The following is an 11,853-nucleotide window of genomic DNA, read 5'->3' as shown; positions in this document are numbered from 1 at the left end:
AAATCTGATGCTGTACTAGATGCAACCGCATAATTTCTCGGGTTAGCTTTAGCATCCTTAGTAGCTTTGTAATAGTTTTTGTAGGCCCCGGATCCACCGGGGCTAGTCAGTTTCCCGATATAACCCCATACTTTTTATCCAAATTCGCTATTTCTTTAGAAGTCAGACCAAGCGATCCAAGTACACGGGCATCATCACCATCGTTAAGCTGTAAACCCATGACGTACTGATACATCGCGTCCTTGGACGTGGAATCAGTAGGCAGTTTCTTGGTCTTCGGATCAGCGAATCTATTAAACGCCATATCGGACGCTTGATTCGTAGTGAACCCGGTGTACTTAGAATTAGATCCAGCGCCATTAACGCCGTCCCCGTACTCAAGCCATGAACGAGTGTTTTGGTCTTGGTCTATTGCAAGACTAGCCTGGCGGAAGGCTGTGTTATTCTGCTCTTGAAGATTTTGTAACGCATAACTCATGCCGAACTGTTGAACGTCTTGATCAAATTTCAAACGCCATTGCTGATCCGTAATCGCGTCACGGGCCTTCTGATACGCAAACTGCTGTGCCTGGAACGTCTGTGGTGCATTCGGATTAGAAGCCTGTCGGTAGAGTCCCTGCCAGTCGCTCTGCGGTGTAACCAGTTTTCCGCTCAACTCACTAACAGCATTAGCGGCTTGTTGATTCGCTTGACGGTTTTGCAAGTCCATTTGTTGCCCTTGAAGCGTTCGAATACCTGGGCTTGCAGTACGTGCTGAATTGTAATTCACGTTAGCTCCATACTTACTCGGATCAATCCCCAACGCCGAAAGCTGGGCGCGGATACCATCTGCTTGTTGCGTCAGGCTGGCGCGTTGCTCCGCTGTAACGCCTTTAACCTCGGCCTGTTGCTTGAGAGACAACAATTGATCAATTGCTTGTCGTCCTTCTGCTGGCAGATAATTCCCCGTGAGTTGTCCCTCCGTAATCGGATTCTGGAAATACTCCTGATTTTGCAGACCGTACAAATTAGTAAGGTCGCCCATCTTATCCCGCTGCACACCATAGTTCAGTTGCTGGAGTTGCATGTCACGGTTTGCATTATCTGCATAGCGCGAATAGGACTGCTGCATGAGCTGCGGTACAAGTGTATTAGCAAGACTCGACATGGTGTTGTCTGCAACCTGATTTGATACCAATTCAGAGTAGGAAGACTTGCCCTGCCCGTTGGCACGTAACCGCGCATTCGTATCAGCCTGTTCCGTTTCGATGTTCCGCTTAGCCTCTGCGAGACTCGATGTATACGATGGATCATCCTGCGGATTGTAACTCCACGGATCAGGAGCCTTATACTGGAACGATGGCTGATTGTTAATCATATCGTTCATACGCTGCAACGTTTGTTCCGTCTGCCGCTGTACAGGAGTATACGTGGCCTGTGGCGAACTTTGAAAACTGGTAGCAGCCTGAACCATTGGGCTTGAAGAAGACTTGGGTTGATTAGGAACACTCACAGGAGCACTGGTAGGCTTCAAGCTACTCCACGCATTATTAAAGCCTTGCTGTGTGGTCATAGCCGATCCATTGTTGACAGAACCAGCTTTAAGAAAATTCTTGCCATCTACCGTTACATATCCATTGCTATATCCAATCCGGCTGTTATTCACTCCTTTGCTATTAAGCGCCTGCCGGACACCGTAATTATTGGTGATTGCCATTGCGCACCTCCGTTTCTGAGCATGAAAAAAGGACTCCCGATTGAGAGTCCTTGAAGATTATTTATTTTTGTAGTTTTTCTAGTTCTTGTTGTGCCTCTTTTATTAATTTGGAATTATTTTCTATTTCTTGCTTATATGATTTAAAAAAAGGATCACTTTCCTTCTGCTCTTCCGTTAAATTCTTTTCAAAATGATCCACTCTTACCTGAAGTTCCTTTGATCTCTTTTCAGTATTATCAATAGTGTTTTTTAGAGTTTCTATTTTCTTGGATTTAGCGTAATCCTCATCCTCTTGTGAGACAACAGAATCTTGTGCTTTAACCTCACTCACAGAACCACTCCCCTCTTGCCGTAGTTTGATTTCTGTGTTATTTACGCCTACGGTAACACCTAAATTTTCGGACAGCGCGCGCACAGGCAAGTAGCTAGTCCCTTCTATTACAGCCGCTTGACCAATAGACTTATCGTTCAATTTAACGTCCATCGTTTTGGTCACTTTTTGACCAACCAGTTTATCGGCAGCCGCTTGAATTTGAGGGGAAAACGAAATACCTAAGCCAATAACAATACCAACCAAAAGAGTAGAAATAGTTTTAATGTTTTTCATAATGGCACCTCAATGTTATTTTTGGCACCATTATACCATATAAATCTAGTTCCCTTGACTTATTTGTGCATGAGTATGGTTGCCAGCAGTCCGCCAAGTATAAATTGTCCCGTCCACCGCTTCGAACTTCGCCCCATCAGGTATGCCGTGGTTATGACTCCCAGATCCGCCAGTTGAAATGTTTGCATCAGCTTTACCAGCCAGTTCCTGATTAAGGCTGCGACCTGAGTTGTTATCCCTAAAATTACTAAAATCTCTTACCGTAACATCTCCTGATGTGTTAAGCGCTATATTTCCGCCATTTGTAGCTTCTATAGCTAACGGTCCGTAGGACTCCAACGACATATATCCAAATAACGTTTGCAACCGAGCTTTAACCGCCCCGTTTGTGAAAAACTCAAGTGCAGGAGCCCCGCCGTAATTCGCAATGATTCTTATAAAATTTCTGCTGTCGAAATAAGCGCCAAATAAATCATTGTTCCAGCTCATTTCAGCACGCGGATAGTCATTATACCTTGTAGCAATATAAGAGCCATATATCTCCACAGCCTCTACTAAACCAGCCGTGATATGTCCCAAGTTGGCTGAAATAGCGGAAAGCTGACTCACTTGGATCTTGTCTGCCGTTACCGAATTAGCTTGAATCTTTTCTGAGGTGATTGCGCCTGCTTGAATCTTGTCAGCGCTAATTGCCCCGGCCTGAATCTTATCTGCGGATACTGATCCGGCTTGAAAGTTCTTGGCCTGTATGCTATTTGCCCGGATGTTGTTGGCATCCAAGTTGCCGTTAATGATGAACTCCAAATCCTTCGCCATTTTCGCTACGGTGTTGGCAAGGTCTTTGACGTATATCAGCAACTGGCCCAAGTCCTGTGTATCCGGTGGCCCACTCAAGCGTGGGCTGTCACTCCATTGTGCCATGATAAACCTCCTAATAAAGCGGCAACTGCCGCACTTGTCTTGTGAACTCATGTATCCGTGCCCATCCGGTTCCTGAAAAGCGAACACGAATCCAATTTTCCCGCGTAAACTTCGCCACAGGGATAATAACCCGCCTTACCTGTGGTGATCCACTGCCGCTGATTGAGTTGACCAGCGTCCAATCCTCTCCGGTGATCGAAGGGGAAACATGAATATTCATATTGCCAGACAACTCCACAACCACCCATAGCTTGTACCATCGTTGTTTCTGAGCGATTGTATCACCATTAAATGGCTTTGTTGTCGCACTCCAAGCAATAGCGTTCCCAGCATCTGTTTGACCCTCTAAACGCAATACGCGGCCTTGCGCATCGCCCACGTAAAGCTTGTTGCCCATCTGGATCAAATGGACAGCTTGAATGCCACGCCATAAACTCCATGCCTGAATGCCTGGACGCGGATCGTACACCAGCAACTTGTCTCCCGGTATATTAAAAAGCATCCGTGTGCCGTCTGTCCCCGCCGCGCTCTGATCGGTTACACCGTCCAAGTAAGTACCGATGATATCTGAGAAGCTTTTACTTGGCAGCGTTCCACCGCCATAGTCGTATATGCCTGTCTTATGCATGAAGCGAAGGAATCCCTCCTGAGTCACTGTAGCTTTATTGGCTACTGGCCCCATATCCTCCGTGATCAACTTCGTATTGAAGTCGGAAGGCAATCCACCATACAACTCGTGCAGGCTGTTCGGCATTCCGATAGTGAGCTTGGTCAGGCTGCCCGTAAGCATACTGATTTGTTCCCCGCGTGAAGACTCCATTTGTCTGCGGTAGCTCCCCTCTTCGGTTAGGAAACTATCCCATACTGTAGGGTTGTCCAGCTTGGAAGCCCACAATTCCTTGCCTACTGCACACCATAAACGATTCTGGTAGGTAGTAATGTATTTCCCACTGGCAGGAGACGAACCGCCAAGGCCCTGTATGCTGCCACCATCGTATCGACGCATGGCATCTACCCCATTGCAACCAATCAGGTTCACGCGATCGAGGTTGCCTTGGAAATTGGTGAACGACCATTCCGCTGATGTATTCAGACCACTTGCAAGTGTAGCCCAATCTGACCCGTTCCAACGCTGCCAGGTGCCATTATTGAACACAACGTGAAGCTCTCGACCTTCCCATACCCCCATGCCCAGCACACGACTACCAGCCTGTCCCAGTACACTATATCCAGATCTTGTCGTCACAGCCGGATAATCACTGGTTGTCATGTTTTGCATGTCCGTTAAGAACCGGTCATCAATGGACAGTGGATCATAAGTGTTCAGGCCGCGAAACTCTCGGATGGAAACAGGTGAAAGGATACCCGGCAAAGGCTGATAATTTGGACTGCCATATTGAATAGGTTTCACTTTACAACACCTACCTGATGGTTCTGAGCAGCTACATTCCACGCCGCCTTATACTGCCCCTCATAGTTAGCAGCTTTAACGCTGTCGTCCTGGCTGTTGGCGATATACGCAGCCAGCGCCGGAATGTATGTCCAATGGTATTCTTCCGGTGCGTCTGGTTGGACTCCTAAATTTCCAACGCTAAATGCGCTGGTTGCAATTCGGCGATAACGCAAAAATCCCTGCAAGTCCGAATAGGGGGCAGGGTAGAGAGACAATGTATGGGTATCGTCCGTGAAGTAGTAGGCGTTTTGTGCTGGTGCCACGTCTTCACGGTCAAAGCTTTTATACTGAAACATGCCGATCAGCACCGAATCAATGTTCTTCTGGCGTACGTCAGTGGGGAAAACGTAATCCGTTTGAGCAGCAACACAGGTAAAACGCGCTACCTTTGGAATCTTTACCACATTGAAAAAGTCTTGATTGACTGCATTCAGCCAAACAACCTTATCTGATTGCGGAACCTCGTTGGGAACAAGAAGATCCGCTTCGGCTATAATCTGCGTTAGATTCATGTGAAATCAATTCCTGTGATGGTCTTGTATTCGTCCGTTGTGATTTCTCCAAAGCGATTATTTTCCGTGAGTACAGCACCTCTCAACTGCTCAGCTGTTACCCACTTCCACTTAAAAGCAAGGCTCCAAAATGTCATTTGCTTTCAGCCCCTTTCAGGTTTATAAGCTCCAGTTTAGTTGCCGCTAGCTCCGCACCCATACTGGTTAGTAGCTGGTTCTGCTGCATGGCTTGAAGCTTCAACTGTGCAAGCTCCTGACCTACAACCTCCGATGCATCTTGAACTTGATCCGTGGGTTTGGTCAATTCTGACATCTCTTCGACTGTAAGACCTTCTTCCCAAAGCAAAGTTTCCAAGTTAAAGCGAAACGCCTTATCCTCTGTCACGTATGCGCCGAATCCTTCAGGAAACGGCACCCCAACGATGTATCCTGCTATTACTGGTTCCTGCGGCGCGTCTACAGCGTCTTGCTCGGTTTTCTCAGACTCTTGTTCTAAGTTGTCCGAATAAAAAGGGACGACACCACTAAAGGCATCGTCCACCAGAACCTCGTCCACTACTAAGCCGGACGTATCTACTCTACATACTGCTTTATCCATATACTCCCCCTCCTTTATTGTTCGGCCAAGAATGCAATTCCATCAAAGGATAAAAGGCTGTTTCCACCATATATAAAGGCGACGACACCATTTGGCCTAACCTCTATCCGTGCTATAACCGGACCAGATTCCGCCCCCGAAATAACGGAAAAGTTCCGATTAAACTTGGGACGGTAACCCTCGGGAAGCACAAAAATATCATTCCCCACGCTTGTCAACCCATTTTTTACCGCTCCGCGTAAATAGACCACACTCGCGCTATCCCGATAGTAGCCGACATCTAATATGCTTCCAGATGACAATGTATATTTAATCCATCCGTTTCGAAGTCCAGCCGGAGCAATCCACGACGGACTATCCTTATCGGCCTTCTTGTTTTCCAACACGCTCACACGCGCCGTGTTCTGTTGTACGCTGTCTACCAAGTCCATCAGCAGCGTCTTTTCATTAGCTGCGTAGTTGCCCGTAAAGGCTACGACAGGCGACAAGTCCCGCATAAAGTACGTCGTGCTATACGATCCCGAGGCATCAAACCCATCTTGTACCGCCTGTAACCAAGGCCCGTTACCCTGTAATACAGCCGTATTAACGTTCCACCCAAAGAATTGATACCCTGATTCGTAATTAGCAAAAAATCCTTTAGACTTGTATTTAAGCGGACTAGGATACCCTTCCGCATTCACGCTGTAGGTCTTGGAGTTAGTATCTAGGTGTGGTTTGACTGATTCACGCAACACAATCCCCGTACCTACTTCAACCTGATTTTCTCCCTCGATAAAGGTTAGTTGCCCCTCAGAAACAATAGGCTCGACTGTAGGCGTTGCAAGTTGGTATACGAGTTTATAAGGCGTGTACTCTGCTGCCTGCGTTGTCGGCAATGTTCCAGAGCCATCAACAAATGCGCCGTCCGATAATCTACGTCGGACCCATCCCTTGGACTGTCCATCTGTACGATTATACGGTGCTACTGTACTCCCTACGCTGGTATCGTACATCTTCCAACCCATAAAATACGCCTTAATCTCTTCCGTTGACGGTGTGTAGTTATCCCCCCATCCACTGTCTGCGCTAGAAATAGAAATTTGAAAATTATCAAATACCCCATTAGCACCTGAAGAACCTATATTCAGCTGATCCGCTCCACTACTTACGGTGGCGTAGTCTGTTTCTTTAATGAATCTCCCTTGGTATTTTGTCAATAAGCCTGATCCATCTAGGGCAGGTGCAACAGGCAAAAGTCCATTAACAGCCTTAAAGCCTGCACCAGATCCGAAGAAGGATTGTGTTATCGTCCCATCTAATATCACCCTGTGCCATTTCTTCGATTTGAAATACTGCCCGTCCCGCTCGAACACCGTATCTGCATTTGCACCTGTAACCGGATCAGCGTACAGATCTGTTTGTAGAGCAAGCATGGAGTCTTCTCGTAGCTTGAATGGTTTGGCTACACTGCCGATGTTGAGCATCATATTACTAAACGTATATGTTCCCGCAGCATATGTGTATGTGGAGGGATTGTTTTCATCGGTGTAACTTATGAGATTGCCCACATACACACGGATATATACCGTTCCATTAGGCACTGTAAAAGTGACAGGCGTTGCGGATGAAACGATAACCCTTGTAGGTGCTGAATTCGTCGCATCCACAAAAGATATAATCGCCTTGCCTGTCCCTTGAAAAGAAACTGTATATTTTTGTCCGACAATTACAGCCCTACAGTCATAATACGAAAGCTCCTGAGTACTTTGTGCAGTAACAAGACTTAGTGCATTTGGACTTGTTACTTTAGCATTACTATGCACAGTCCATTCATAGAAGCTCGGCAATAAATTCTCCCCGTAGCGAATAGCGTAGGGGTTACGGACACCGAACACGCCTTTTTGACCGTCATAGTCGATTACCGTTTTACCTGTCAATCCTGTTAAACTAAATACAGCCTGACGATCTGCTTTGACAATCTGTACTCCTGGCTGCAATGTGATGGGAATGTTTCTCGCAATCCCAAAGCGTTGATATATCACATCATTAACATACGTATTAGCCTCAGCTACTGCCTCTGTCTTAGCAGCATCCGCTTTAGCCTGTGCCCCTGTCTTGGTTTCACCAGTATTACGTACAAAGTCTGCATCAGCACCACTCATAAGCCCAGAAGCGCCGCCTACCACAGCATCAGGAATAATGTCTGTGCCTCCTGTGATATGAGACGATGCGTGTGGTCCTGGTGTAGCTTCCCCGGTAGCTGTAATCATAACCTTTTTGCCTGCCGGATCAGTCGTAACAGTAATGCCCGTTCCACCTGCAAAGTTAATCGTCTCCTGTTTGGAACCAGCAATTACATCACCTTGACCCGGCGCTTTAATCATAGCAAAAGCATTCTGATTGACTTCGGCGCCTGACTCAACACCGTCTAGCTTCGTTTTATCCGCAGAAGACATAAGCCCTTTAGCTGCTGGTGATGCTGTTGTCGTTTCCGCTTTGGCATTCCACGCAGCTTTCTCTGCATCTGTCACGAAGCGATTAGATGTATCTTGAACAATAATAGACGGTGGATGCGTAGCCGGGTGCACGTAATTGTTTGCCCCTTCCTCAATTCCATCCAGTTTGGTTTTATCCGCAGCAGATTCAAAACCCGGCATTGTAGGAGTCGCATTGGCATGCGTGTGAACGCCAGAAGCCTTACTGTTCCAGTTATCCTTGTCAGACTGCATAACGTGGATAGTTGCGTTCTGGACGTGAGCCGTAAAGTCCGCGTTCTTTTCATCCGTATACTTCTTGGACTCTTCCTCCGCCTTGTCAGCCTTCGCCTGTGCGCCTCCCGGCGTTTCCCACTGTGGCGGTTGTCCGCCTGCTATATCGCTGCTTGTATCCCTCCACGGGTATCTGCTCATTGCTACCACCTCTCATCTACAGAATACCGTTCATAGCCATTACTGGCTGATTGGTACTCAATATACAACTGATCGTATTTGGCGCTATATTCCTGAGCCTCGGCACCGCTGGTAATCTCACGCAACACGCCGTACACCAACAACATGTCGTAATCTGGATCAAAGCCGGTATCCTTGTCCATGTCCTGCAATTGCAAAGGGTACAGCACCGGCGCGTGAAACACCTTAATGCCATACGGCACATCTTCCTGCGGCGTCGGTACGATACCGATCTGCCCCGCCTGAAAATAGTGATATGGCTTAATGGATGCGTTGTGAAACTGGCGCAGCGGAAGCCGGATGTACTGCTCACTGTACAGCATTGTTACCTCAGTAACAGCACTCTGCGGACAAGGCAGCGTATAGGATACCTGACCCTTAACCAAGTCGATAGCCGTACAAACCGTCTCTGACTGCTGTTGCGCGGAACCAAGATTCCGCAGCAGACGATCTCGCACCTGTGTGATCTTCCGCAAGATGGACGCAGGAGACAGCGTATGCGGTGACTTCTCGATAATTTCCTCCACTACGTCACTTACCTTCATCGCGACTCACCTTCTCTGGCTTGCGGCTTGTCTGCTTTTGGACAGGTTGTCTCTGCTCCAGCAGCCGCTCCAGTAACTCATTGGTGCGTTGCTGCTCTTGGTGGATGGCGTTCAGCGCATCCAATTCATCTCTGTACATAAATTACACCTCCCAAGCAAAAAGGGCCGAAGCCCCTAGTCTACCTTATGACCGTAAATGAACGAGTAATTAACAAAGCCGTAAGCCCAACGACCAATCGCTTTGTACTTTGCAGCTTCTGTGTCGAAGTCCGTCATTGTGCCATTTTCAACCTTCCGACGTTCTTGCCACATATTGAACTGGCGCAGGCGAGCAGAGTCGGCAGCATACCAGTTTTTACGCTTGGACGGATGAATAAACGGATTGACGATAACTTTGATGTTCCCCATATACATGTTGGCATCAAAGTTATTCGATCCCGGTTCGTACTTCGGCAAATCCGCATCTGGCAATCCGGCAATCTTGAAGGCTGCACGCGCATTATACGGTGCCACGATCAACGTATCAGGGATCACCGCCATCGGATTGCCTTTATCGTCTCTCCACTCTTGCATGGCTACAGCTGTATCATCCCATGCGTCAATAGTCAGAGGGCTATTACCCAGATTCCCCTGCACATCCGTGTTGTTCGTCGGGCTGTACGGATGATCTGCGGCAAACAGCGGCTTACCATCAGGACCAAGATAGCTTTCTGTGCGGCCACGCCAGTTCGCCCCTTGTGCGTCGAAGCCGTTATTCAGGAACTCCACACCCTGAAGCTGTCTGGTCTTGTACACTGCATCAGCCAAGGAAGTGATCCGGCGTTTAATCTCCGTAAGTTGCAAATCGTCGATGAAATCCCGATCAATAATACGGCCATCCGAAAACTTACGGTTTTTGATTATCTTCTGCCAGAGCTGGTCTACGTCCTCATAGTAGACTTGGTTGTTCGAGTGGCCCCATTCTTCCATGAGACCTTCGCCACCGACTCCGTTATACGACTCCATCGCTTTTGTGGAGTTAGTCACGTTATAGAGTAGCGGAATAAAATCCTTCTTGTTTGACATCTCCATCTTGTACAGTTCTTTGAAAATCGGTTCCAGGACACGTGGGTCCCATCTCAATGCTGTCTGCATAGGTTAATTCCTCCCTCTCAATCCTAGGACAGTTGACGGTTGCGTACTTTGAACCGTGCTGTCTTTTTGTTTGTGTTTACATCAAATACGACAAGTGCGCCACCGGTTACGGTTACCGCGTCAGCAGAAAGCCCGTTAGCAGCTAGAGCAACTTCGTTAGCTCCCGCCACGAATCCGGCAGCCGCTGTCCCTGTGTACGGACCGTCATACCAGTCACCCTCACGAGCTAGAACAAATTCCACCGACTGATTGGTGCCTGCGGTAACATTAGTGGTAAGAAAACCTGCAATCGCATCCGTAGGGCCTGCTTTCGTAACCCTACCCGCTACAATCTTGATAGCCTCCCCCGCCAGACCAGCCTCAGCATCCGTCATCAGCAAACTTGTAATACGAGTCGGGTCTTTACCATAATCGTTGTAAACATATCGAAATCCTTGTGCCATATCGTACTTACCTCCTATTTGAAGTTCTTCGCGTATTTCTGCGCGTTTTTCGGGTCAATCCCGAATAGGGAAAATGCAGCCGTCAACTCTTCTGGTGCTTGCGGCTCCAGGCTGCCAGTTGGATTCGTCTCCACTTGAGCTCTCTTATTAAGCCGCTGCGCCTTAATGACAGTCTGCTCAGCCTGCTTCCGTGTCTGGGCAGCTAGCGCGTCACGGTGTACAAGCTCATAGGCATCTACAGGGTCATACCCTCGCTCCAGGCGTACGTGCATTTCAGGGGTCATCCAAGCGGCGGTACCCGTGTCCGCGTCTACCTGGTCAGCTAACGTGGGATACTTGTCAAACAGCATCTGCCAACCTGCAAGCTGACGCTGATTAAGCTCTTCCTGCTTCCGGTACTCCTGCTCCTGCTGGCTGCGTTGTACAGCTTCCTGCGCTTGCTGTAGCAACGGATGGTTGTCCAGATACCTATCCAGCAAATCAGGGTCAATGCCTGCATTTTCGGCATCCTCGCGTAACGAAGCCCTGACCTGCTCGAAGTCGTTAAGCTTCTGTTGTGCCGCCTCCTGCTCAATACGATCCAAGTTATCCAGCAGCTCGGCGTGATCCTTGAATCCTTGCTGGCGTGCAAGACGATTCAGAGCCACTTCATACTGCTGGCTACGGTCTTTGATCTTGTCATAGTTCATGCCTTTTTCGACATAGCCTCTGACCTGGTCATCCGGTACTACCGCTTCCTGTCCGTTGTACTTGACCGGAATACCTTTATGCTCTGGTTCGGTTGCTGGATCATCTATGGCGGGATCATCCTGCTCTTCCAGGCTCAAGTCCGGGTCTCCTTCGGGATCTCCACTCTCAGGAAAATCAATGCCGAAGGCTTTGTAATACTCACGAACCTCATCATCATTGCTCATCTGTTCCTGTTGCTGTTGCTGAACCTCTTCGCTTTGGCTGGCGTTAGGGTTAGTCATGTCGTTGTTCCTCCTTGTCCGCTATGGCTGGCGGAAATATAAA

Annotated in this window: 13 protein-coding genes; all 13 read right to left on the bottom strand. The window is 48.1% G+C overall.

The genetic code is table 11. From position 1 onward, the window contains the following. Positions 1-106: 106 nt before the first annotated feature. A complete protein-coding gene (locus ACIFQM_RS17630; protein WP_430065898.1) occupies positions 107-1,696 on the bottom strand; it encodes a hypothetical protein in 1,590 nt (529 codons plus the stop codon). A gap of 61 nt (positions 1,697-1,757) precedes the next feature. Beyond that, a complete protein-coding gene (locus ACIFQM_RS17625) occupies positions 1,758-2,303 on the bottom strand; it encodes a hypothetical protein (protein WP_342417189.1) in 546 nt (181 codons plus the stop codon). 45 nt (positions 2,304-2,348) lie between these two features. Continuing rightward, positions 2,349-3,224: a hypothetical protein gene (locus tag ACIFQM_RS17620; protein ID WP_430065896.1), complete on the bottom strand. Its 876-nt coding sequence runs from the start codon at positions 3,222-3,224 to the stop codon at positions 2,349-2,351. A gap of 10 nt (positions 3,225-3,234) precedes the next feature. Beyond that, a complete protein-coding gene (locus tag ACIFQM_RS17615) occupies positions 3,235-4,635 on the bottom strand; it encodes a hypothetical protein (protein ID WP_430065894.1) in 1,401 nt (466 codons plus the stop codon). After that, positions 4,632-5,189 carry a hypothetical protein gene (locus ACIFQM_RS17610; RefSeq protein ID WP_430065892.1) on the bottom strand — a complete coding sequence of 186 codons (558 nt, stop codon included), beginning with the start codon at positions 5,187-5,189 and terminating at the stop codon, positions 4,632-4,634. The genes ACIFQM_RS17615 and ACIFQM_RS17610 overlap by 4 nt, the downstream gene beginning before the upstream one ends. Further along, complete coding sequence (locus ACIFQM_RS17605; RefSeq protein ID WP_430065890.1) at positions 5,186-5,326, bottom strand: XkdX family protein; 141 nt, start codon at positions 5,324-5,326, stop codon at positions 5,186-5,188. Before ACIFQM_RS17605 ends, ACIFQM_RS17610 begins: the two co-directional genes overlap by 4 nt. Continuing rightward, positions 5,323-5,787 (bottom strand): hypothetical protein, encoded by a 465-nt coding sequence (locus ACIFQM_RS17600; RefSeq protein WP_430065888.1) that lies wholly within the window; start codon positions 5,785-5,787, stop codon positions 5,323-5,325. Before ACIFQM_RS17600 ends, ACIFQM_RS17605 begins: the two co-directional genes overlap by 4 nt. Before the next feature lie 14 nt (positions 5,788-5,801). Further along, entirely contained in the window at positions 5,802-8,678 is a 2,877-nt protein-coding gene (locus tag ACIFQM_RS17595) for a hypothetical protein (protein ID WP_430065886.1), read from the bottom strand. A gap of 2 nt (positions 8,679-8,680) precedes the next feature. Beyond that, a complete protein-coding gene (locus ACIFQM_RS17590; RefSeq protein WP_430065884.1) occupies positions 8,681-9,262 on the bottom strand; it encodes a hypothetical protein in 582 nt (193 codons plus the stop codon). Further along, positions 9,249-9,401, bottom strand: coding sequence for a hypothetical protein (locus ACIFQM_RS17585; RefSeq protein WP_430065882.1), 153 nt, complete (start codon positions 9,399-9,401; stop codon positions 9,249-9,251). The genes ACIFQM_RS17590 and ACIFQM_RS17585 overlap by 14 nt, the downstream gene beginning before the upstream one ends. A 35-nt stretch (positions 9,402-9,436) precedes the next feature. After that, positions 9,437-10,396 carry a Mu-like prophage major head subunit gpT family protein gene (locus ACIFQM_RS17580; protein WP_430065880.1) on the bottom strand — a complete coding sequence of 320 codons (960 nt, stop codon included), beginning with the start codon at positions 10,394-10,396 and terminating at the stop codon, positions 9,437-9,439. 23 nt (positions 10,397-10,419) lie between these two features. Then, entirely contained in the window at positions 10,420-10,839 is a 420-nt protein-coding gene (locus tag ACIFQM_RS17575) for a hypothetical protein (protein ID WP_430065878.1), read from the bottom strand. A 14-nt stretch (positions 10,840-10,853) separates the two neighbouring features. After that, entirely contained in the window at positions 10,854-11,810 is a 957-nt protein-coding gene (locus tag ACIFQM_RS17570; RefSeq protein ID WP_430065876.1) for a hypothetical protein, read from the bottom strand. Between the last annotated feature and the right edge of the window lie 43 nt (positions 11,811-11,853).

It is taken from the genome of Paenibacillus sp. NRS-1782, from assembly GCF_050467685.1.
GTDB classification, from domain to species: Bacteria; Bacillota; Bacilli; order Paenibacillales; family Paenibacillaceae; genus Paenibacillus; species Paenibacillus terrae_A.
Note: the sequence above shows the minus strand (reverse complement) of the source record. Positions and strands in the feature narration are given on the sequence as shown.

Coding starts and splice junctions, on each gene's coding strand:
- ACIFQM_RS17630 (WP_430065898.1), bottom strand. CDS start 1,696: ATGGCAATCACCAATAATTACGGTGTCCGGCAGGCGCTTAATAGCAAA.
- ACIFQM_RS17625 (WP_342417189.1), bottom strand. CDS start 2,303: ATGAAAAACATTAAAACTATTTCTACTCTTTTGGTTGGTATTGTTATT.
- ACIFQM_RS17620 (WP_430065896.1), bottom strand. CDS start 3,224: ATGGCACAATGGAGTGACAGCCCACGCTTGAGTGGGCCACCGGATACA.
- ACIFQM_RS17610 (WP_430065892.1), bottom strand. CDS start 5,189: ATGAATCTAACGCAGATTATAGCCGAAGCGGATCTTCTTGTTCCCAAC.
- ACIFQM_RS17605 (WP_430065890.1), bottom strand. CDS start 5,326: ATGACATTTTGGAGCCTTGCTTTTAAGTGGAAGTGGGTAACAGCTGAG.
- ACIFQM_RS17600 (WP_430065888.1), bottom strand. CDS start 5,787: ATGGATAAAGCAGTATGTAGAGTAGATACGTCCGGCTTAGTAGTGGAC.
- ACIFQM_RS17595 (WP_430065886.1), bottom strand. CDS start 8,678: ATGAGCAGATACCCGTGGAGGGATACAAGCAGCGATATAGCAGGCGGA.
- ACIFQM_RS17590 (WP_430065884.1), bottom strand. CDS start 9,262: ATGAAGGTAAGTGACGTAGTGGAGGAAATTATCGAGAAGTCACCGCAT.
- ACIFQM_RS17585 (WP_430065882.1), bottom strand. CDS start 9,401: ATGTACAGAGATGAATTGGATGCGCTGAACGCCATCCACCAAGAGCAG.
- ACIFQM_RS17580 (WP_430065880.1), bottom strand. CDS start 10,396: ATGCAGACAGCATTGAGATGGGACCCACGTGTCCTGGAACCGATTTTC.
- ACIFQM_RS17575 (WP_430065878.1), bottom strand. CDS start 10,839: ATGGCACAAGGATTTCGATATGTTTACAACGATTATGGTAAAGACCCG.
- ACIFQM_RS17570 (WP_430065876.1), bottom strand. CDS start 11,810: ATGACTAACCCTAACGCCAGCCAAAGCGAAGAGGTTCAGCAACAGCAA.